Genomic DNA, 20193 nt, shown 5'->3' on the forward strand with positions numbered 1-20193 from the left:
AAACAGCACTGGTGACCAGCTGAGGCACTTCAGCGGCGGGGCAACTCCTCGCGGGGCAGCCAGTTGCGCCGGACGATCGGCAGGCTCTCCTCCGCCTCGGCCAGGTCCTCGTCGGTGGGCCGGGAGGCGTCCCTGGCCCGCAGCGCGGCTCCCACGCTCACCTGCGACGACCCGGAACCGACCAGGCCGCGCAGCCCGCGTTCGGCCTCCCGGTCCTCGCCGCCCGGCCCGGAACCGGCGCGGCGGGGCGGACCGCCACGGGACGGCCGCTGCCCGCCGTTGTCGGTGGACGGCCGAGGGCTCTCACTCTCCGGAGCCGTCACGGCGGCCGAGCCGGACGGCCGTCCCGGTGCTCCGAGCGCCGTCACGGCGGCTGAGCGCGGCGGCGGGCCGGGCACCGGCGGTGGGGCGGGCACCGGCGGACCCGGCACCGCCGGACCGGGCACGGCCGGACCCGGCATCGGTGGACCCGGCACCGGCACGGTGGAAGCGGCCCCCGGCTCGGTGACGGGCTCGGCCGGTGCGGTGGAGTCGGCCGTGGGCGTGCCGGTGGCCGCCCCGGCGGATGCCGAGGAGGGGCGCACGCGGCGGCGACGGCGTTCGGGCTGGCCCATGACGCCGACGGTACCGCCGCGGACACCGGCACGGCACACCCCGCTCAGAAGACCTCGGTGGAGCTGGGCCGGCGGTGCCAGCCGAACGCGACGGTCGGATCGTTCCCGGTCAGCAGCCGGACCCGCCCGGCCGCCACCAGCGCCGACAGCGGGGTGCCGCCGAGGTAGACGGCGCCCAGGTCGGTCACCGAGCAGGTCACGTCGGCCGGGTCGGTGGACGGCACGCACACCGCCCCGTCCGGGCCGCCGGTGAGCCGCCAGCGCCCGGTGTTGCGCTCCAGGATCGGGTCGGTGACCTCGAGGACCACGTCGACCGGGGTGGCGTACCGGCGGGCGGACAGGGCGGCCGGCACGTTGACGAGGCGCACCCAGAGGGCGTCGAGCACCGCCGGGCCGAGACGGCGCGGCTCGTCGACCAGGTAGCGCAGCGGTTCGTCGACGGCACCCAGCCGGAAGGTCACGCTGCGGGACAGGTCGATGCTCAGCAGGAAGCGCCAGAGCGCCTGGTACGTCTCCGGATCGGTGGCCACCACCTCACGGACCTGCACCTCGCAGTCCGGGCCGTGGCCGTTCCAGCCGTTCTTGACCCGCCACAGCGCATACCCGGTGGGACCTTCCGGGCCGTCGTGGACCACCGCGTACCGCTTGGTGGCGCCGTCGCGGTGCGCCTCCAGATCGGTGAGGACGTAGCGCCACCACCGGTCGTCGCGGCTGGACCAGCCGGGACGGTCCGGGCGCAACTGCTCGTACACCTTGGTGAGGTCGGCGAGCAGGCTGGTCGGCTCGGCCATCCGCAACCGGCCCGGCGGCTCGGTGGGCGGGACGGTGAGACCCACCTCACGGTTCATGATCGTGAAGGCGAGCCGGGAGGAGGCGGGGCCGTAGCCGTACCGCGGGTAGATCGAGGTCTCGCTGGCCCAGAGCACCGCTATCGGCTCCCGGCCGGCGTCGGCGATCTCGGTGAGCTGCCGCCGCATCATCCGGTTGAGCAGACCCCGGCGCCGGTGGGTGGGGACCACACCCACCCCGGACACGTGCGCGGCCGGCACGATGGCCCCCGGCACGGTGAGATCACGGGTGAAGGCGTCGATGTGCCCCACCACCTGACCGGCGTCGTCGGCGACCAGCGACCGGTCCAGCTCCAGGACCCCGGTCTCCCAGTCGCGGACCTCGTCCGGGTAGTCCTCGTGGAACACCGTGCCGAGCAGGTCCAGGATCGCCGGAACGTCCGCCTGGGTGGTGGGGCGGATCGACATCTCTTCCTTCATGTCTCGTGTGTAACGGACGGCTGTCTGGCGCGGCGACTGATTTGTCGGCTCGCTACCCTCGAACTGTCGCGGTCGCCGACCGCAGACGGAAAGGGGAACGATGCCGGAGCAACCGCAGTGGTCCGAGCGGACGCTCAACATGCCGCCGCAGGACCCGTGGGCCGACCAGCCGACGGCGCAGACCGGTCCCGCCAGCGTGCCGCCGGATCCCGCTCCGGCCGCCCCGGAGCTCGACCAGTCCCCGTTCAGCCGGGGCCGCGCCCGGGTCACCCAGCGCACCCACCAGTTCACCGGGCAGTTCGGAGCCGAGCACGAGCCCACCGGCACCGGCTGGCCCGACGACCACGGTCAGCAGCAGCCGCAGCGCAGTCTGGGCTGGCACATCCGGCGGCTGCGCCGGGGCGGCGAGTGGAGCAGCGCCGCCGTCCTGTTCGCCTTCGTCTGCTGGGGCATCTGGGCGCTGTCCGAGGGCGGCGACCTGTTCACCCCGATGGTGCTGTTCGTGGTCGAGCTGTGCGTCGCCGCGGGCGTGTTCGCGCTGGCCCGCCTGGTCGGCCGCCTCGTCCTGGAGCGGCAGATGGGCCGGGTGCGGCACACCGCCCGCGGCGCGCACATGATCACCGGGGTCTTCATGGTCGGCGTCGGTTTCTCCTACCTGCGCCAGACCGGCTGGGTGATGGACGCGGTCAACTGGGTGACCAGCACCTTCTGATCAGCTGACCGGTTTGCCGCCGGTGATCCCGAGGACCTCACCGGTGGTGTAACTGGATTCCGGGCTCGCGAAGTAGACGTAGGCCGGGGACAGCTCGGCGGGCTGTCCGGCCCGGCCCAGCGGGGTGTCCCCGCCGAAGGACTCCACCTTCTTCTCCGGCATGGTCGCCGGGATCAGCGGGGTCCAGATCGGGCCGGGCGCCACCGCGTTGACCCGGATCCCCTTCTCGGCCAGGTCCTCGGCGAGCGCCTTGGTGAAGGCCACGATGCCGCCCTTGGTGGTGGCGTAGTCGAGCAGCGCGCTCGACGACAGGTAGGCCTGGATCGAGGCGGTGTTGATGATCGCCGAGCCGGGCGGCATGTGCGGGACGGCGGCCCGGCAGAGCCAGAACATCGCGTACAGATTGGTCTTCATGACCCGGTCGAACTGCTCGTCGGTGATCTCGGTGATCCCGCCCGGTTGCGCCATCTGGTAGGCGGCGTTGTTCACCAGGATGTCCACCCCGCCCAGTTCGGTGCGGGCCCGGTCGATGATCGCCCGGCAGTGCGCCTCGTCCCGGATGTCGCCGGGCATCAGAACCGCCTTCCGGCCGGCCTTCTCGATCCACTGCGCGGTGTCGGTGGCGTCGGACTCCTCCTCGGGCAGGTAGGAGATCAGCACGTCGGCGCCCTCCCGGGCGTAGGCGATGGCCACCGCCCGGCCGATGCCGGAATCGCCGCCGGTGATGACCGCCTTGCGCCCGGTCAACCGCCCACTGCCCCGGTAACTCTCCTCACCGTGGTCCGGGCGGTCCGGCATCGCCGAGGTCAGACCGGGCGGTTGCTGGTCGCCGCCGTCCAGCGCGGGCTTCGGGTACTTGTCACGCGGGTCCACGTCGCCTCCTCGTCTCGCGTCGTCGCCCTCCCGATTCCCCGATGACGTGCGGATAACCGGATCGTGGGTATCCCGGCACCCATGGGCGATCCACGAGTGAGCGTCGTCGTCATCACCTGGCAGCGGCGCGCGGAGGCGCTGGCCTGTCTGAGCCGGCTGCGCGACCTGCCGGAACGGCCGCATGTCGTGCTGGTCGACAACGGCTCCACCGACGGGACCGCCGCCGCGGTCCGCGAACGGCATCCGGACATCGAGGTGGTCGCCCTGCGCGAGAACCTCGGGGCGGTGGGCCGCAACATCGGGGTACGCCGTACGCGCACGCCGTACGTGGCGTTCTGTGACGACGACACGTGGTGGAGCCCCGGCTCACTGTCCCGCGCCGCCGACGTCCTCGACGCCCACCCGCGACTGGCCCTGGTCAACGCCCGGATCGTGGTGGAGCCGGCCGGGACCGAGGACCCGATCGTCGCCGAGCTGCGGGACTCGCCGGTGCCCGCCCCGGAGTGGATGCCCGGCCCCGCCCTGGGCAGCTTCCTGGCCGGCGCCTCGGTGGTGCGGCGGGACGCGTTCGAGGCGGCCGGCGGTTTCAGCGAGCGGCTCTGGCTCGGCGGCGAGGAGGAGCTGCTCGCCACCGATCTGATCGCGTCCGGCTGGGAGCTGTGCTATCGCGGGGACCTGACCGTGCACCACCGGGCCTCGCCGATCCGGGACAGCCCGCACCGGCGGCGGGTGGGACTGCGCAACACGCTGTGGTTCACCTGGCTGCGGCGGCCGTTAGCCCCGGCCGTACGCCGTACGCTCTTCCTCGCCCGCACCGTCCCACGGGACCGGACCTCCCTGCTCGGGGCGCTCGACGCGCTGCGCGGCGCGGGCTGGCTGCTGGCCGAGCGGCGGCCCCGCCCGGCCGTGGTGGAGGCCCGGCTCGGCCGGCTCGACGAGGCGCAGCGCCGCTCCACGGCCCGCCGCTACGTCGGCTGACGCGCCGGTTCCGAGACGTGTGCCGTGACGATCCGCCACCCCTCCGGCAGCCGTACCCAGGTCTGCGACTGGCGGCCCAGCACGTCGCGGCCGGGATAGCCGAACAACGTGGTCACCACGGCCACGCTCGCCCCGTACCCCGCGATGATCGTGTCCTTGAGACGACGGCCCGGCGGCAGGCCGCCCTGCGCGCGCCGCCACCTGGCCTGTTCCTCGATGCCGACCTGCTGGTCGGCGATGCCGAACCGCACGGCGGCGGGGGCGAAGAAGGAGAGGATCTTCTCGACGTCGTCGGCGACCAGCGCCCGTTCGTAGGCCTCGAACGCGGCGGTGACCTCGGCGATCACGTCCGGAAGGTCTCTTTCCACGGATGTCCTCTCCTTCTCGCCCGGGACGCGGATCTCAGTTGGCGGCGGCCGGCTCGCGGGCCGGCTCCGGCTCGGGCGTCTCATCCGCCTCCGGCGCCCGCGGCGCGGGCCTGCGCAGCGCGAACAGCACGCAGACCAGCGTCAGGAAGAGATAGCCGAGGGTGACCTCGCCGTCGGCGTTCCACTGCACCTTCTCGGCGTGGATCAGGCCGATGAACGTGAGCACCGCGCCGCTGGCCGCGAAGGCCGCCGCGTGCCAGAACCGCTTGTCGATGAGGAACGCGACGATCGCGCCGAGCACCAGACCGGCCAGGATGGCGCCCTGACCGAGCGTCTTGAGGCCGTCGTAGACCACGCCCGCTCCGGCCAGCGCCTCGGTGCCCACCTGCGCGGCCGAGGTCCCGGCCGCGGCCAGCGCGTTGTCCATCTGGCCGGTGGCCCAGGAGGCGATGTTCGGGATGAGCGCGGCCACCACGGCGGCGGCGTGCGCCTTCGGCGTGGCCTGGAACGCCTGCGCGCCGATCAACAGGCCGATGTAGAGCAGGATCGGCACGATCGCGGCGGTCGGGAAGATCGAGCCGAGCAGCCCGAACAGGCCGAAGAAGCAGAGCAGCGCGATCACCACGCCGGTGGCCATCGAATATCCGGTACGCCCACCGGCCGCCTTCCAGCCCGGATGGCCGACGTAGACGGCCGGCGGGAACGGCGACCCGAGGCAGGAACCGATCACCGCGCCGGCGCCGTCGGCCAGCAGCACGCTGCGCAGGTTGTACCGGTCACCGGCGGTGGCGGCGCTCTCCACATTGGTCATCGCCTCGGTGAAGTTGTAGACGCCCAGCGGGATCGCCGTCGCCAGCAGCGGCGCCATGTCCCTCAGCCCGTCGATCAGCAGGTCGACCTTGAGGTGCGGGAAGGCGAACGCGATGTCCTTCGCGGCGCTCTGCACGTCCGGCACCGACATGGCGCCGCCGATCCAGCCGATCGCCGTGCCGACCAGCAGCGCGGCCAGCCCGATCGGGAAGTTGAACGGCAGCTTCACGTCGGTCAGCAGGCCGATCAGCAGCAGGCCGAAGACCGGCAGGGCGATCCACGCGTAGTTCCACATGCTGGCGGCCGGGTTCATCGAGATGAACGTGATCGAGATGCCGGCCAGGGTGCCGAGCAGCGCGGCCCGTGGTGTGTACCGACGGATGTACGGGCCGACGAACGCGCCGATCAGCACGATCACACCGATGATGAACGCCCATGCGATGCCGGCCGTCCACGCCGCCACCGGATCCTTCGTGGTCAGGTAGATCGGCAGCATGATGACGAAGATGACGATGAACATGTGCGGGACGCTCGGGCCGTAGGGCAGGGCCGTCACGTCGGTGCGGTTCTCCCGGACGGCCAGCCGCCGGGCCAGGAAGGTGTAGTAGACGTTGCCCGCGACCAGGGCGATGCCCAGCGCCGGGAGGATCACGCCGAAGACGTCGCCGGCCGGCATGTTGATCACGCCGAGACAGAGGCCGGTCAGGGTGAGCACGTTGACCAGGACGTTGACACCGAACCCGAAGAAGGCGTTGGTGTCGCCCCGGACCCAGTAGGCGAGTTTCATCGCTGGATCTCCTTGATGACCGCGGGGGAGTCGGCGACCCAGCCGAAGATCCCGCCCTGCGCGGCGATCATCTGGAGGCCGACCTGCTGGAACTCGGGGAAGTAGGAGCCGACGCAGTCGGCCAGGACGAGGCATTCGTAGCCACGGTCGTTCGCCTCACGGACCGTGGTGTGGACGCAGACCTCGGTCGTGACCCCCGTTACGACCAGTCTTCTGACGTTGAGTTCTTCCAGCTTTTCGGACATCCCGGTCGCGTAGAAGGCGCCCTTGCCCGGCTTGTCGATGACGATCTCGCCGTCGCGTGGCTGGAGTTCGTCGATGATGTCGTGGCCGTACTCGCCCTGGATCAGGATTCTCCCGAATCTGCCCTCCTGGCCGATCATCGGGCCGCGCTTGAGCTTCGCCGGTGGACAGTCGGACAGATCGGGCTTGTGGCCCTCGCGGGTGTGGATGATCGGCATGGTCGTGGCGCGCCAGGCGTCGAGCAGTTCGCCGAGCGGCCCGATGGTCCGCCGGAGCCGGGCGACATCGTTGCCGAGCGACTCACCGAAGCCGCCGGGCAGAAGAAAGTCCCGCTGCATGTCGATGACCAGCAGCGCGGTGGTGTCCAGATCGAAGGTGAAGGGGGTGGGCCGGGCATCGACGGCAGGCATCTCAAACCTCCGTTGCCGCTATCACGTCGTCCGAGGTGGCGACGCAGCCGAAGACGCCGCCCTGCATGGTGACCATGTGCAGGGCGGCGGTGTGGTTGGACGGATCGGTGGCCCCCGTGCAGTCGCTCAGGATCAGGCACTCGTACCCCCGGTCGTTGGCCTCGCGCATGGTCGTGTGCACGCAGACGTCCGTGGTGATTCCCGTCAAGATCAAATGCGAGATGCCATGGGTACGGAGGACGAGGTCCAGATTCGTCGCATAGAAAGCGCCCTTGCCCGGTTTGTCGACCACCACCTCGCCCGGCGCCGGAGCCACCTCGGGCACGATCTCCCACCCCGGCTCGCCCTTGATCAGGATCCGGCCGCACGGCCCCTGACCGCCGATCTCCGCCCCGATCCGCTTCGACCGCCACCGCTTGTTGGCCGGCAGGTCGGACAGGTCCGGATCGTGGCCCTCCCGGGTGTGGACGACGAGCATGCCCAGCTCGCGGACGTGCGACAACAGTTTCGCGGTGGCCGGCAGCCCGGCCCGGGTCAGCCCGATGTCGTAGCCCATGCTGTCGACGTAGCCGCCGGGGCCGCAGAAATCGGTCTGCCAGTCGATACAGAGCAGGGCGGTCCGGTCCACCGGAACCGAACCGTCGTAGGGCCAGGAGTACGGGTTGGCGGGCACCGGCCCGATGCGTGCGGTCATCAGTCAGATCCCTTCGAGCGGTGATTCCGCCAGCCGCCGCTGGCGGTGATGTCCCGGGCGCCGCGCACCGCGTACGCCTCGCAGAGGAATCCGGTCACCTCGGCGCCGTCCTCCAGCACGAGCCGGCCCAGCGACAACGGCGCCGGGATGCCCGCGAGGAAGCCACCCACCTGGGCGGCCGGCAGCCGCCAGAGCTCGATCTCGATGGCGGCGCCACCATCCGTCACCCGGACCAGCCCGGGAGCACCCGACGGCAGCTCGTACATCCGATAGCAGGGCGCGGTCCTGGTGACGCTCTGCAGCGTGCCGCCGCGCTCGCGAAGCTCCCCGTTGCGCGGCTCCCCACTCAGGTGCAGCCCCACCACCCCGACGGTCATCCCATCCACCCGGCCACCCCGGCTCCGGTTGCCTTTTGTGCCGGTGTCCGGTTCGGCGGTGAGCGCGCCGGCCAGTTCCATCAGCAGGTCGTCGCTGAAGGCCGGCCCGAACAGCGTCACCGAGGCCGGCCGCCCGTCCCCGGTGAACCCGTTCGGGATCGTCACCGCGGCCATGTCCAGCAGATTCGCGAACTGCGTGTACCGGCCCAGCAGCAGATTGCGCCCGATCGGGTCCGCGGCGATCTCGGCGTGCGTGAACGTGGTCCCGACCGTGGGCAGGGCCAGCACGTCGATCCGTTCCCACATCCGTTCGGCGGCCGCCCACAACTCCCGCAACCGGTGCTGGGCCCGGAAGGCGTCCGCCGCGGTGAATGCCAGGCCACCCGCCAGCACCTGCCGCGTCACCGGCAGCACCGACGCGGGATGGGCGGCCAGGAAATCCCCGAGATCAGCGAGCCGCTCCGCCACCCAGGGGCCTCGATACAGCAGGTCCCCGGCCTCCAGCAGAGCCTCGATCGCCACCCCGCCGACCATCTCGGCCCCGAGTTGCCCGGCGCGTGCGGTGATCTCGTCGGTGAACCGGGTGAACGCCTTCTCCTGCCCGCTGTCACCGAAGAAGTCGAGGCCCGCGGGCAGGCCGATCCCAGGCCGGGGGGCCACCGGCCGGCGTCCGTCCCGCGACCAGTCGAGGCCCGCGGGCAGGCCGATCCGAGGTCGGGTGACCGCCGGCCGCTGTCCGTTCCGCGACCAGGGGTCCGCGTACTCCCGCCCGCGCGCGACCCGCATGACCCGGGCCGCCGTCGCGACGTCCCGGCCGAAGATCGAGACACAGTCGAGCGACCGGCATGCGGGCACCACCCCGAGCGTGCTGATCAGGCCCCGGGTCGGCTTGATCCCGACGATGCCGTTCAGTGCGGCCGGCACCCGCCCGGACCCGGCGGTGTCGGTGCCGAGGGAGAAGCCGACCGACCCGTCCGCGACCGCGACCGCCGATCCGGAACTGGACCCGCCGGAGATCAGGCCACCACCGAAGACGCTCTCCGGAGCCCCGTACGGCGACCGCGCCCCGGTCAGCCCCGTCGCGAACTGGTCCAGATTGGTCTTGCCGACCACGATCGCACCGGCCGCCCGCAGCCGCCGGACCACCGCGGCATCCGCCTCCGGCGTGTAGGCGAAGTCCGGGCAGGCCGCGGTCGTGGGCAGCCCGGCGACGTCGATGTTGTCCTTGACCGCGAAGGTGACCCCGGCCAGTGGCGCCGCCGGATCGATCCGGCGCGCCTGCTCGTGCAGTTCGGCCGCGGAGAACCGGCTGATCCAGACTCCGTCCGGACCCGATTCCGCGAGCACCGCATCGACGATCGCATCCACGTCCACATCGTCGATTGTCGACAATTCTGTTTCGGTGAGACCTGCATCACGTAACGGCCCGATTTCCCGGAGCTATCAAAGCCCTCGTACCGGATGAAAGCCCGACTCAGATCAGGTAGGTCCGGGCACCATGCGTGCCGAGAGCCTCCAGGATCTCAACGGTGCCGCCGCTCTCGACCGCCGCGAAGAGCCGCTCGTGCCGCAGCACCCCCTCCGCCGCCCGGGCGGTCTCCGCCTCACGTCGCATGTTCACCGCCATGAAGAGCTGGATCCGCACGAGGATCGACTCGTACAGGGCGGTGAGCTGCCGGTTCCCGCTCAGCGCGACCACCTCGACGTGGAACCGCCGGTGCGCGTTGGCCAGCTCGAGCCGGTCGTCGGTCGCCGTGGCCCTACGGATCGCGTCGAGCGCCGCCCGCAACCGGGTGAGGTCGGGCGCCACCGGAGTACTGGTGACCGCGTGCCGCTCCAGGACGTCACGCACCTCGTACAGCTCGCGCACGTCGTCGTCGGAGAGGGTGGCCACCCGGGCGCCCCGGCGCGGGATGTGCTCGATCAGGCCCTGCTCGGCCAGCAGGCGCATGGCCTCGCGCAGCGGCGCCCGGCTGATGCCGAGCCGGCGGGTCAGTTGCTCCTCGACCAGTCGTTCACCCGGATCGGTCCGGCCACTCAGGATGTCCCGCCGCAGCCGGTCGACGGCGAGCTCGACGAGACTGTAAGTCTCCAACTCCCCGTCGCTCACGCGGCAAGTCTGCCAGCCCGCGCCGTGTGGGCACGGGCTGGCCCCGACGGCTGTTACGAGCCGGCCATGACCTTGCCGGTCTCCAGCAGGGACTTGAGGTCGCTGAGGACCCAGGCCCAGCCGCCGCCACCCTCGGCGCCGGCGTCTGGGCTCCCGGACACCATCGCGGAGTGGGCAGGCGCGCCGGTCAGCTCGTGGGTGATGGTGACCCGGCAGACGCCCGGACCGGAGTCCTCGATCTCGTAGGTGAGCGTGGTGAACGGCTCGACCGCGGTGCTCGGGTCCATGAGCATCCGCCACGTCTGCACCAGGCGCCGCGGCGGCTCCGCCTCCAGCACCTCCCCGTCGATGATGGTCTCGGGCAGCTCGAACCCACCGGCGGCCGCGTACGCCTTCATCTCCTCGGTGGCCGTCGAGTAGAACCGGCCGCCCTTCTTGAGCTCGTAGAACTGCGGGGCGGCGTACGCATACTTCGCGGTCCACTCCGGGTCGGTGATGGCCGTCCAGATCTTGTCGGCCGGCGCCTTGATCCAGATGCGGAAGACCTTGGTGTCGCTCATGACTCCTCCAGAGTGTGCTTGAGATCGATCAATGCGGTCACGTGTTGTTCGGTGAACTTGTCGATCCACCGGTCGTGGATCTGCCGGATCGGGATCGGGTTGAGGAAGTGCAACTTCTCCCGCCCCGACCGGCGCACGACGACGAGACCCGCCTCTTCGAGCACCCGGAGGTGCTTGGCGACGCCGAACCGGGTCATCTCCAGCTCGGACTCCAGTTCGGTGAGCGTGCGGCCATCACGCGCGAAGAGCAGGTCGAGCAGGAACCGGCGGCTCGGGTCGGCCAGCGCCTTGAACACCCGATCGTCGTCCGTCATGACGCTAAGTTAGGTGACCATTTGGTCACCTGTCAAGCCCGGCAACGGAAGCGGTGGATCTTCCGGGATGGTGCGGAGAGTCCTACGCTCACCGGTCGTGTGGTCTTTCAAGAAGCGGCGCGAGGCCGCCCCCGCCGCCCCCGAGTTCTGTAGCCTGCTCGGCGATCCCGACGCCGAACGACTGACCGAGGCGCTGCTGAAACGCGACTGGGGAACCGCCCGCGGGATCCTCGCCACCCCCGATCCGGAGCACCGCTCCTACTACCTGAGCCTCACCGGTGGCATGCCCGGCCTGGAGGAGTGGATCACCGGCCCGGTCCGGGACGAGCCGGACTCCACGCTGCCGCTGCTAGTCCGCGGCGCCCGCTACATCTCCTGGGCGTGGGAGGCCCGCGGCACCGGCTGGGGCGACACGGTGAGTGAGGAGGCGGCGAAGCTCTGGTTCGACCGCCTCCGCCGCGCCGAGGACTGCCTCGACGAGGTGGTGGAGCGCGAACCGGGCAACGCCGACGCCTGGCGTTACCTGATCACCCTGGGCCGCGCCCGCGACCTGCCCCAGGAGGAACGCCGGCGCCGGTTCGACGGCCTGATCGCGGCCGACCCGACCCATTATTTCGGCCACGTCCAGATGCTGGAGGGCCTGATGCCGAAATGGGGCGGCAGCACCGAGGCGATGTTCACGTTCGCCCGCGAGCGCGCCGCCGCCTGCCCGGGCACCCACATCCCGACCCTCGTCGTCCTCGCCCACCTGGAGAATCGTCGCGGCAACGGCGGCAACGACTACCTGGAGCGGGACGACGTCGCCGAGGACATCTGGCAGGCGTCGCAGCTCTCCGTCTTCCACGACGACTACCAGGAGACGCTGCTCACCCCGATCGTCTGGAACAACTTCGCGTTCGCGCTGACCTTCACCGGCCAGTTCCCGTCGGCGTGCAGCATCTACGACGTGATCGAGGACGACTGGATCATGAAGTCACCCTGGGGCGACATGGACTTCTTCGTGGAATGCCGGGACTACGCCCGCTCCAGCCTGGAGGACGACGACTGAGCCAGCCGGCCGGCGCCTTCCACGGCGACCCCGGCAATGACCCGGCCCAGGTCACCTGACCTGGGCCGCCGTCAGTCTGGCATCCATGCGCGGACTGACTCCGTGACGCCAGTGCATGCCGCCCCGATACGTGGCGTTGATCACTGTCGCTGCGTTCTCCGGACTCCGCTGGGGCGAACGGGCCGCGCTGAGGCGGTGCGATGTCGATCTGGCGGCCGGGACCGTAGGCGTACCCCCGAAGACGGCCTGGAGTTCGGGCTGCCGAAGCCGGCCGCGGGCATCCGGGTGGTCGCTCTTCCGGGAGTTGCCCACAGAGCCCTTGGCGAGCACGTGAAGCGCTACCCCGGCAAGCACCCGGCGGCGCTGGTTCATCAAACCGGCAACTTCCGCCGGGCGGTGAAGTGGTCGACGGCGCTGTCGGACGCGGGGATGCCGGCGGGGCTCCACTTCCATGACCCCCGGCACGCCGGCAACAGCATCGCGGCGGCCGGCGGCGCCGGCACGCGCGAGTCGATGCACGGAATGGGTCACGCGAGCATGCGGCTACCAGCACGCGACCAACGAGCGGGACCGCGAGATCGCCCGAGAACATGGACAAGCGGATCACGAAGGGTACGAAGGCCGGTCGCGGCAAGCGACCGAAGCGCAGCAAGCCGACAGATGGCGCGGCCGGTACAGGTAAGGCGGCCGAACACGACCGCGAGCCAGAGTCCGGGACCTGATGGCACGCTAATGGCAAGCAAGATCATCCACCGGGGTGAACGACGAAGGCCCTGGTCGGAGAATATCCTCTGACCAGGGCCTTCTCAGCGGAGCGGGCGACGAGAATCGAACTCGCGTAATCAGTTTGGAAGACTGAGGCTCTACCATTGAGCTACGCCCGCGTGATCCCCGATCAGCTCGGGGCTCGTGCACAGCTTACTGAATCATCTCCCGTCCGCGCGAACCGGATTCCCCAGCAGGTGACTCCAGCGCACACGCAGGCAAGCGGACCGCATACACTGGCCGTCGCCACGGGGTGTGGCGCAGCTTGGTAGCGCACTCGCTTTGGGAGCGAGGGGCCGTGGGTTCAAATCCCGCCACCCCGACTGACACCAACATCCGCAGCAACAAGGAGTACGCCTGTGAAGAGCACCGTCGAGACTCTGAGCCCGACTCGGGTGAAGCTCGCCATCGAGGTGCCGTTCGAGGAGCTCAAGCCGAGCCTGCAGAAGGCGTACCGGGAGATCGGCGCGCAGGTCCAGGTGCCGGGCTTCCGTAAGGGCAAGGTTCCGCCCGCCGTGATCGACCAGCGGGTCGGCCGGGGCGCGGTGCTCAACGAGGCGGTCCAGGAGGCGATCCCACAGCAGATCCTCGCCGCGGTCCAGGAGCACGAGGTCAAGACCCTCGGCCGCCCGGAGGTGGAGATCACCGAGTTCGCCGACAACGCGCCGCTGAAGTTCACGGCCGAGGTCGACGTCCGCCCGGAGATCACCGTGCCGGACCTCTCCGCGATCACCGTGACGGTTCCGGCCGTCGAGATCGGTGACAACGAGATCGACGAGCAGGTCAACGGTCTGCGCGAGCGCTTCGCCACCCTGAAGACCGTGGAGCGCGCGGCTGCGGAGGGTGACTACGTCCAGCTCGACCTGAACGCGACGGTCGACGGCGAGGACGTCCCCGGCGGTTCGGCCACCAACATCTCCCACGAGGTCGGCAGCAAGCAGCTGCTTCCGGGCCTCGACGAGGTGCTCGTCGGCCTCTCCGCCGGCGAGGAGGCCACCTTCACGACCCAGCTCGTGGGCGGCGACTTCGCCGGCCGTGACGCCGAGGTGAAGGTCGTCGTGAAGACCGTCAAGGACAAGCAGCTCCCCGAGGTCGACGACGAGTTCGCCCAGCTGGCGAGCGAGTTCGACACCCTCGACGAGCTCCGCGACGACCTGCGTACCCGCCTCACCCGGGTCAAGAAGGTCGAGCAGATCTACGCGGCCCGTGACGAGGCGCTCAAGCAGCTCGTCGAGGCGGCCGAGATCCCGGCCCCCGAGGGCGTCGTGAAGGACGAGGTCGATGGCCGTAAGCAGGCCATGACCGACCAGCTCGAGCGGATCGGCGCGACGCTGGCCGACTACCTCGCCTCGGAGGACAAGACCGAGGAGCAGATCGACCAGGAGCTGACCGAGGCGGCCCAGGAGGGCGTCCGGATCCAGCTGCTGCTCGACACCGTCGCCGACGCCGAGGACGTTCAGGTCACCGACGACGAGTTCGGTCACGAGATCGTGCACCGGGCGCAGCGCGCCCAGATGCAGCCCCAGCAGTACTACGACCAGCTGGTGCGTTCGGGCGCCGCGGCCTCCGTCTTCGGGGACGTGCGCCGGGGCAAGGCGCTCGCGTCGGTCATGGAGCAGGTCACGATGAAGGACTCCGAGGGCAACACGCTCTCGCTGGACGACCTGCGCACCGAGGACGACCACGCGGGTCACAACCACTGATCTGAGTGCCTGGCCGGCCACCGCGCATCCCTTCCGGGTGCGCGGTGGCCGTTGTCTTTTCCGGGGGTACGGCCACGCGATGCGCTGTCAGCGAACACCTGCCCGAGCGGGAAGCTGATGCGCATCCGACCAGTTAGGTTGGTCGTACGACGGACAACCTGCCGGCCGGATCCTCGGCCGACACAGCAAGCTGTGAAGGGCTGCCATGACCGATCTCCACATCCCCACCGGGCCCGTGTCGCGGCGCGGTGGCGACACCCTGAGTGGCAACCTCGACGACTCGGTCTTCAACCGGCTGCTGCGGGAGCGGATCATCTTCCTCGGCAGCGAGGTGACCGATGCGAGCGCCAACCGCATCTGCGCGCAGCTGCTGCTGCTCTCCGCCGAGGACCCGGAGGCCGACATCCACCTGTGGATCAACTCCCCGGGCGGCTCTGTCTACTCGGGTATGGCCATCTACGACACGATGCAGTTCATCGACAACGACGTGCAGACCGTCGCGATGGGCATGGCCGCCTCGATGGGGCAGTTCCTGCTCTGCTCCGGGACGCCGGGCAAGCGCTTCGCCCTGCCGCATGCCCGGATCATGATGCACCAGCCGTCCGGTGGCATGGGCGGCACCGCGGCCGACATCGCCATCCAGGCCGAGCAGATGCTCTACACCAAGCGGATGTTCCAGGAGCGGATCGCGTTTCACACCGGTCAGACCCAGGAGCAGATCGCGGCCGACTTCGACCGGGACCGCTGGTTCACGGCCGAGGAGGCCAAGGACTATGGCTTCATCGACAAGGTGATCACCGGGGCCACGCAGGTTCCCGACGGTGCCGGAACGCTGAACTGAGGAGCTGACCCATGACCGACCTTTCCATGCCTCCCGGGTTCGCTCCGGTGCACAACCGCTACGTGCTGCCCTCGTTCTCCGAGCGCACCTCGTGGGGCATCAAGGAGTCCAACCCCTACAACAAGATGTTCGAGGACCGGATCATCTTCCTCGGCGTGCAGGTGGACGACGCGTCGGCCAACGACGTGATGGCCCAGCTGCTGACGCTGGAGAGCACCGACCCGGACCGCGACATCCTGATGTACATCAACTCGCCCGGTGGCTCGTTCACCGCGATGACCGCCATCTACGACACCATGCAGTACGTGCGCCCCGACATCAGCACGGTCTGCCTGGGCCAGGCGGCCAGCGCCGCGGCGGTTCTGCTCGCCGGCGGCACCCCGGGCAAGCGGATGGCGCTCCCGCACTCGCGGATCATCATCCACCAGCCGGCTACCGAGGGTGGCTACGGCCAGGGTTCGGACATCGAGATCCAGGCTCGCGAGATCATGCGTATGCGGACCCAGCTGGAGGAGCTGATCTCGCACCACTCCTCGAAGCCGATCGAGCAGGTTCGCAAGGACATCGACCGCGACAAGATCATGACGGCGGACGAGGCCAAGGAGTACGGCCTGGTCGACGTCGTCCTGGCGACGCGTAAGAAGAGCCTGCAGACGGCCGGGGTCTGACCCAGGGTCCGCGGTGTCAGGGGGCCGGCCGGCGAGCGCTAGACTGGCCGACCCCTGACACGCCCGTTTTGGGGGGTCGGAGAACAGCCCCTTTGCGGGTAACGTCGAGTCTGCAGCCTCAGTTACGCGGGTCGGCGGACGATAGATGGCAACGAGGCAATCCGTCCTCGCACAAGGTCCGGTCGACGGCCGGCCAATGAACGCAGGGAGAACGTAGGTGGCACGGATCGGCGACGGTGGCGACCTACTCAAATGCTCCTTCTGCGGGAAGTCGCAGAAGCAGGTCAAGAAGCTCATCGCGGGCCCCGGGGTCTACATCTGCGACGAGTGCATCGATCTCTGCAACGAGATCATCGAAGAGGAGCTGGCTGAGACCGGCGAGGTGAAGTGGGAAGAGCTTCCCAAGCCGATGGAGATCTGCCAATTCCTGGACAACTACGTCGTTGGCCAGGAGCAGGCTAAGCGGGCACTCTCCGTCGCGGTCTACAACCACTACAAGCGGATCCAGGCCGAGTCGAACGGCGCTCCCGGCGCGGGCAGCGACGTCGAGGTGGCCAAGTCCAACATCATGCTCATCGGCCCCACCGGTTGCGGCAAGACGCACCTGGCGCAGACCCTGGCCCGGATGCTCAACGTGCCGTTCGCGATCGCGGACGCCACAGCGCTCACCGAGGCCGGCTATGTCGGCGAGGATGTCGAGAACATCCTGCTCAAGCTCATCCAGGCGGCGGACTACGACGTCAAGCGCGCTGAGCAGGGCATCATCTACATCGACGAGGTCGACAAGATCGCCCGCAAGAGCGAGAACCCGTCGATCACCCGCGACGTCTCCGGTGAGGGTGTGCAGCAGGCCCTGCTGAAGATCCTCGAAGGCACGGTGGCGAACGTCCCGCCCCAGGGCGGCCGTAAGCACCCGCACCAGGAGTTCATCCAGATCGACACGACGAACGTGCTGTTCATCGTGGGCGGCGCCTTCGCCGGTCTGGACCGGATCATCGAGCAGCGGGTCGGGCAGAGCGGCGTCGGCTTCGGCGCCCGCCTCCGGTCGATCTCCGAGCGGAACACCGACGACATCTTCAGCAAGGTGATGCCGGAGGACATGCTCAAGTTCGGCCTGATCCCCGAGTTCATCGGCCGTCTCCCGGTCATCACGACCGTCCGCAACCTCGACCGTGACGCTCTCATCAAGATCCTCACCGAGCCGCGGAATGCCTACGTGAAGCAGTACCAGCGCCTCTTCGAGCTCGACGGCGTCGAGCTGGAGTTCGACGAGGGCGCGCTGGAGGCCATCGCCGACCAGGCCATGCTCCGGGGGACCGGCGCCCGTGGTCTCCGGGCGATCATGGAGGAGGTCCTCCAGAACGTGATGTTCGAGGTGCCCAGCAACCCCGACGCGGCCCGGGTCGTGATCACCCGCGAGGTCGTCGTGGAGAACGTGATTCCCACGATCGTCCCGCGTGAGTTCGGCGGCCGTCGTCGCCGCCCCGAGCGCGAGGAGAAGTCAGCCTGACCGGCTGACCCTCAGTTCGTCCCACTCGCCGCCGCCCACCCCGGGCGGCGGCGAGTGCGCTTCAGCGGCCGCGGATGGTCACGAAGCGGCGCGGGTCGCCGTACCCTTCGATTTATGCGCGCCGCCGTCTGCCAGCTGAACTCCCGCGAAGACCGTGCCCACAACCTGGCCGTCGCTCGTGATCTTCTCGAGCGCGCCGCCGCCGGCGGCGCGAAGCTCGCGGTCCTGCCGGAGTATGTCGACTTCCTCGGCCACTCCGCCGACGCGCCGAGACCGGAGCCGGTCGACGGCGAGTTCGCCGCCTTCTTCGCCAACGCCGCACGGGAGCTCGGCCTCTGGGTGCACGCCGGCTCGTTCCACGAAAAGGGCCCGGACGCGGGCCGGACCTTCAACACGTCGCTGCTGTTCGCTCCGGACGGCACTCTCGCCGCCACCTATCGCAAGATCCATCTGTACGACGTGGAGATCACCGGCCGCATCTCCTACCAGGAGTCCCGCACGGTGGCGCCCGGCACCGACCCGGTCCTCGCCGACGTCGACGGCGTACCCACCGGCCTGACCGTCTGCTACGACCTCCGCTTCCCGGAGCTGTACCGGGCCCTCGCCATCGCCGGCGCCCGGATCCTGGTCGTGCCCGCCGCCTTCATGCTGCACACCGGCCGCGACCACTGGGAGGTGCTGCTGCGGGCCCGCGCCATCGAGAACCAGTGCTTCGTGCTGGCGGCCGGCCAGATCGGCGACCACGAACCGCGCCGCACCTGCTTCGGCCGCAGCATGATCATCGACCCGTGGGGCACCGTCCTGGCCCAGGCCCCGGACACCGTCGGCGTGACCTTCGCGGACCTCGACCTCGAACGTCTGGAAACCATCCGCACCGAGCTGCCCAGCCTCGCCAACCGCCGGATGGAAACCTTCCCGCTCCGCTGAACGCCCCAACCGGGAGGGCCACTCCCGGCGAGCCTCGGTCGAGCCCGACCCGAACGGTCCCGGCCCGGATCACCTGAACCCTGCCTCGCGCGTGCCGCGACCCAGCCGCTGCTTTCGCCACCGCCGCGGCACCGGTCCGCGCCACCCGATCCCACTGCAAACCCCCCCGATCCGGTACGCGCGGCGAAGCGTCGACCGGGTCGGCATGAGACGACGTGCCAACCGCTGCTCTGTGAAAGTTCGGGATGCTGACGGCGACCATGCGAGGGGCGGGGTTCCGGCTGCGGCACGACTAGCGGCCGGGGTGCCAGCTGCGGTCCGCGAAGGGCCGCGTGCCGACCGCCATTCTGTGAAGGGTCGGCGCGCTGACCGCGGTTCTAGGAGGGGCCGGCGCTGGCCGCGCTTCTCTGAAGGTCTGGGGTGCGCGCTGCGGTTCTGTGGGGGCCGGTGTGCTGGCCGTGGCTCTAGGAGGGGCCGGTGTGCTGGCCGCGGTTCCGTGAGGGCTGGGTGCGCGCTGCGGTTCTGCGAGGGGCTGGAGTGTGGGCTGCGGTTCTGTGAGGGGGCGGCGTGCTGGCTGCGGTTCTGCGAGGCGCTGGCGCGCTGACTGCGGTGCGGTGTGGTGGCAGATCGGGCCGGCTAGGGGACGGAGTGAGAACCCGGCCGAAAGGTCGCCGCCAGTCTCCGGTCGCCAGCTGTATCCGGCGTCACAAACTGTCCATGAGATAGCTGAGCGCGGTCAGAGCGAGCACCGCTGCGCCGGCCAGGAGTAGTGCCCCGCCCATCCGCGTCGGGCCGCGCATCAACAGTTTCCGGGCTGACAGCACGACCGTGACCAGCACAAGTAGGCCGATCGCCCACTGCCAGACCGGGACGAGCAAGCCCAGGACCGCGTCGGCCGCCAATGTCGGGGGAGTGGCCATGAAGCCACTCTGTCACGGGATGGCTGCGTCATGTGTAACCTCGCCGCTTCCGCAGGCATGAGCGTCGATTTGCGGTCACCCGCATGGGTCGCGTAACTTTCTCTCTGCCCGCGGGAAACCGGTACGGACAGCCACGAAAGTGACAATCCGGAAGGCGCCTCGGGGGCGGTCGAGAGCGAGTTATGCTCGAACTCGGCACCCGGGAGGTGCGGCAAAGATCCAAGAAATTGGATTTGCGATCGCGAAGCCGGCCGGGTAGAGTGGCAAAGCCGGTAGAGAACCGGGCGGGCTGATCGCGGAAGTGATCGTCGGCCGGTCTACCAGAGCCACTCCTCCGCATCGCGGAGAAACACTTGGGCGTTGTCGACAGGGTCCCTGATTCTGTCTGGCGAAAACGACCGGGTAATATCGAGCAGTTGCCTTGAGGGCGAGCCTTGACGGGCTTTACTTCGATGTGCGGTTGTTCTTTGAGAACTCAACAGGGTGCTTGATAAGCCAGTGCCAATTATGGCAATACCCCGGCTCATCGTTTAGGCGATGGGTGGGAGATTCCTTTGGCAACATTTATGTTGCCGGGACGATTGTTCAACAGATTTTGTTGGAGAGTTTGATCCTGGCTCAGGACGAACGCTGGCGGCGTGCTTAACACATGCAAGTCGAGCGGAAAGGCCCTTCGGGGTACTCGAGCGGCGA

At 69.5% G+C, this 20193-nt stretch carries 20 protein-coding genes, 2 tRNA genes and 1 rRNA gene; 10 read left to right on the forward strand and 13 right to left on the reverse strand.

The genetic code is table 11. The annotated features are described in order from the left end of the window. Positions 1–29 precede the first annotated feature (29 nt). Positions 30–461: a hypothetical protein gene (locus J5X75_RS46030; protein WP_372450914.1), complete on the reverse strand. Its 432-nt coding sequence runs from the start codon at positions 459–461 to the stop codon at positions 30–32. A 197-nt stretch (positions 462–658) separates the two neighbouring features. Next, positions 659–1882, reverse strand: a complete 1224-nt coding sequence (locus J5X75_RS20295; protein WP_208468965.1) for a GNAT family N-acetyltransferase — start codon at positions 1880–1882, stop codon at positions 659–661. A 100-nt stretch (positions 1883–1982) separates the two neighbouring features. On the opposite strand from J5X75_RS20295, the gene J5X75_RS20300 reads away from it, so the two are divergent. Then, positions 1983–2594, forward strand: a complete 612-nt coding sequence (locus J5X75_RS20300; protein ID WP_208468966.1) for a DNA-directed RNA polymerase II — start codon at positions 1983–1985, stop codon at positions 2592–2594. On the opposite strand, the gene J5X75_RS20305 is transcribed toward J5X75_RS20300, so the two are convergent. Further along, positions 2595–3467: an SDR family oxidoreductase gene (locus tag J5X75_RS20305; protein WP_372450911.1), complete on the reverse strand. Its 873-nt coding sequence runs from the start codon at positions 3465–3467 to the stop codon at positions 2595–2597. An 81-nt stretch (positions 3468–3548) separates the two neighbouring features. Here J5X75_RS20305 and J5X75_RS20310 point away from each other — a divergent pair, with 81 nt between their 5' ends. Continuing rightward, positions 3549–4445, forward strand: coding sequence for a glycosyltransferase family 2 protein (locus J5X75_RS20310; protein ID WP_208468967.1), 897 nt, complete (start codon positions 3549–3551; stop codon positions 4443–4445). On the opposite strand, the gene J5X75_RS20315 is transcribed toward J5X75_RS20310, so the two are convergent. The 8 genes from J5X75_RS20315 to J5X75_RS20350 all read right to left on the reverse strand — a co-directional run bounded on the left by J5X75_RS20315 (position 4433) and on the right by J5X75_RS20350 (position 11118). Further along, the gene (locus J5X75_RS20315; protein ID WP_208468968.1) at positions 4433–4813 is read right to left on the reverse strand and encodes an AtzH-like domain-containing protein; all 381 of its coding nucleotides are present in this window, start codon (positions 4811–4813) and stop codon (positions 4433–4435) included. The genes J5X75_RS20310 and J5X75_RS20315 overlap by 13 nt on opposite strands. 34 nt (positions 4814–4847) lie before the next feature. Further along, positions 4848–6410 carry a SulP family inorganic anion transporter gene (locus tag J5X75_RS20320; protein WP_208468969.1) on the reverse strand — a complete coding sequence of 521 codons (1563 nt, stop codon included), beginning with the start codon at positions 6408–6410 and terminating at the stop codon, positions 4848–4850. Beyond that, on the reverse strand, positions 6407–7063 hold the full coding sequence (locus J5X75_RS20325) for a cysteine hydrolase family protein (protein WP_208468970.1): 657 nt from the start codon (positions 7061–7063) through the stop codon (positions 6407–6409). The genes J5X75_RS20320 and J5X75_RS20325 overlap by 4 nt, the downstream gene beginning before the upstream one ends. Before the next feature lies 1 nt (position 7064). Continuing rightward, complete coding sequence (gene biuH, locus J5X75_RS20330) at positions 7065–7757, reverse strand: biuret amidohydrolase (protein WP_208468971.1); 693 nt, start codon at positions 7755–7757, stop codon at positions 7065–7067. After that, positions 7757–9502: an allophanate hydrolase gene (gene atzF, locus J5X75_RS20335; RefSeq protein ID WP_307798178.1), complete on the reverse strand. Its 1746-nt coding sequence runs from the start codon at positions 9500–9502 to the stop codon at positions 7757–7759. The genes biuH and atzF overlap by 1 nt, the downstream gene beginning before the upstream one ends. 106 nt (positions 9503–9608) lie before the next feature. After that, positions 9609–10244 (reverse strand): GntR family transcriptional regulator, encoded by a 636-nt coding sequence (locus tag J5X75_RS20340; RefSeq protein WP_208468973.1) that lies wholly within the window; start codon positions 10242–10244, stop codon positions 9609–9611. A gap of 53 nt (positions 10245–10297) precedes the next feature. Further along, positions 10298–10804, reverse strand: a complete 507-nt coding sequence (locus tag J5X75_RS20345; protein ID WP_183227730.1) for an SRPBCC domain-containing protein — start codon at positions 10802–10804, stop codon at positions 10298–10300. Then, the gene (locus J5X75_RS20350) at positions 10801–11118 is read right to left on the reverse strand and encodes an ArsR/SmtB family transcription factor (RefSeq protein WP_208468974.1); all 318 of its coding nucleotides are present in this window, start codon (positions 11116–11118) and stop codon (positions 10801–10803) included. The genes J5X75_RS20345 and J5X75_RS20350 overlap by 4 nt, the downstream gene beginning before the upstream one ends. A gap of 97 nt (positions 11119–11215) precedes the next feature. Between J5X75_RS20350 and J5X75_RS20355 the strand changes: the two genes are divergently transcribed. Then, the gene (locus J5X75_RS20355; protein WP_208468975.1) at positions 11216–12166 is read left to right on the forward strand and encodes a hypothetical protein; all 951 of its coding nucleotides are present in this window, start codon (positions 11216–11218) and stop codon (positions 12164–12166) included. A gap of 813 nt (positions 12167–12979) precedes the next feature. Here the strand turns inward: J5X75_RS20355 and J5X75_RS20360 are convergent. Beyond that, positions 12980–13050: transfer RNA gene (locus J5X75_RS20360), tRNA-Gly, on the reverse strand. A gap of 130 nt (positions 13051–13180) precedes the next feature. Between J5X75_RS20360 and J5X75_RS20365 the strand changes: the two genes are divergently transcribed. From J5X75_RS20365 to J5X75_RS20390, 6 genes are all read left to right on the forward strand, one after another. Next, a tRNA-Pro gene (locus tag J5X75_RS20365) sits at positions 13181–13254 on the forward strand. Between the two features lie 36 nt (positions 13255–13290). Further along, the gene (tig, locus tag J5X75_RS20370; protein WP_208468976.1) at positions 13291–14634 is read left to right on the forward strand and encodes a trigger factor; all 1344 of its coding nucleotides are present in this window, start codon (positions 13291–13293) and stop codon (positions 14632–14634) included. 205 nt (positions 14635–14839) lie between these two features. Continuing rightward, entirely contained in the window at positions 14840–15475 is a 636-nt protein-coding gene (locus tag J5X75_RS20375) for a ClpP family protease (protein ID WP_208468977.1), read from the forward strand. Between the two features lie 11 nt (positions 15476–15486). Beyond that, positions 15487–16143, forward strand: coding sequence for an ATP-dependent Clp protease proteolytic subunit (locus J5X75_RS20380; protein WP_183227996.1), 657 nt, complete (start codon positions 15487–15489; stop codon positions 16141–16143). 217 nt (positions 16144–16360) lie between these two features. Beyond that, on the forward strand, positions 16361–17653 hold the full coding sequence (gene clpX / locus J5X75_RS20385; RefSeq protein ID WP_208468978.1) for an ATP-dependent Clp protease ATP-binding subunit ClpX: 1293 nt from the start codon (positions 16361–16363) through the stop codon (positions 17651–17653). A 114-nt stretch (positions 17654–17767) separates the two neighbouring features. After that, complete coding sequence (locus J5X75_RS20390) at positions 17768–18580, forward strand: carbon-nitrogen hydrolase family protein (RefSeq protein ID WP_208468979.1); 813 nt, start codon at positions 17768–17770, stop codon at positions 18578–18580. A 704-nt stretch (positions 18581–19284) separates the two neighbouring features. Here the strand turns inward: J5X75_RS20390 and J5X75_RS20395 are convergent. Then, complete coding sequence (locus J5X75_RS20395; protein WP_208468980.1) at positions 19285–19500, reverse strand: hypothetical protein; 216 nt, start codon at positions 19498–19500, stop codon at positions 19285–19287. 595 nt (positions 19501–20095) lie between these two features. Here J5X75_RS20395 and J5X75_RS20400 point away from each other — a divergent pair. Continuing rightward, positions 20096–20193 (forward strand): 16S ribosomal RNA (locus J5X75_RS20400); the annotation flags it as partial.

The organism is Actinoplanes flavus, assembly GCF_017592555.1.
Taxonomy (GTDB): Bacteria; Actinomycetota; Actinomycetes; order Mycobacteriales; family Micromonosporaceae; genus Actinoplanes; species Actinoplanes flavus.

Coding starts and splice junctions, on each gene's coding strand:
- J5X75_RS20390 (WP_208468979.1), top strand. CDS start 17,768: ATGCGCGCCGCCGTCTGCCAGCTGAACTCCCGCGAAGACCGTGCCCAC.
- J5X75_RS20320 (WP_208468969.1), bottom strand. CDS start 6,410: ATGAAACTCGCCTACTGGGTCCGGGGCGACACCAACGCCTTCTTCGGG.
- biuH (WP_208468971.1), bottom strand. CDS start 7,757: ATGACCGCACGCATCGGGCCGGTGCCCGCCAACCCGTACTCCTGGCCC.
- J5X75_RS20395 (WP_208468980.1), bottom strand. CDS start 19,500: ATGGCCACTCCCCCGACATTGGCGGCCGACGCGGTCCTGGGCTTGCTC.
- J5X75_RS20375 (WP_208468977.1), top strand. CDS start 14,840: ATGACCGATCTCCACATCCCCACCGGGCCCGTGTCGCGGCGCGGTGGC.
- J5X75_RS20310 (WP_208468967.1), top strand. CDS start 3,549: ATGGGCGATCCACGAGTGAGCGTCGTCGTCATCACCTGGCAGCGGCGC.
- J5X75_RS20300 (WP_208468966.1), top strand. CDS start 1,983: ATGCCGGAGCAACCGCAGTGGTCCGAGCGGACGCTCAACATGCCGCCG.
- J5X75_RS20345 (WP_183227730.1), bottom strand. CDS start 10,804: ATGAGCGACACCAAGGTCTTCCGCATCTGGATCAAGGCGCCGGCCGAC.
- J5X75_RS20350 (WP_208468974.1), bottom strand. CDS start 11,118: ATGACGGACGACGATCGGGTGTTCAAGGCGCTGGCCGACCCGAGCCGC.
- J5X75_RS20295 (WP_208468965.1), bottom strand. CDS start 1,882: ATGAAGGAAGAGATGTCGATCCGCCCCACCACCCAGGCGGACGTTCCG.
- J5X75_RS20380 (WP_183227996.1), top strand. CDS start 15,487: ATGACCGACCTTTCCATGCCTCCCGGGTTCGCTCCGGTGCACAACCGC.
- J5X75_RS20325 (WP_208468970.1), bottom strand. CDS start 7,063: ATGCCTGCCGTCGATGCCCGGCCCACCCCCTTCACCTTCGATCTGGAC.
- J5X75_RS46030 (WP_372450914.1), bottom strand. CDS start 461: ATGCCGGGTCCGGCCGTGCCCGGTCCGGCGGTGCCGGGTCCGCCGGTG.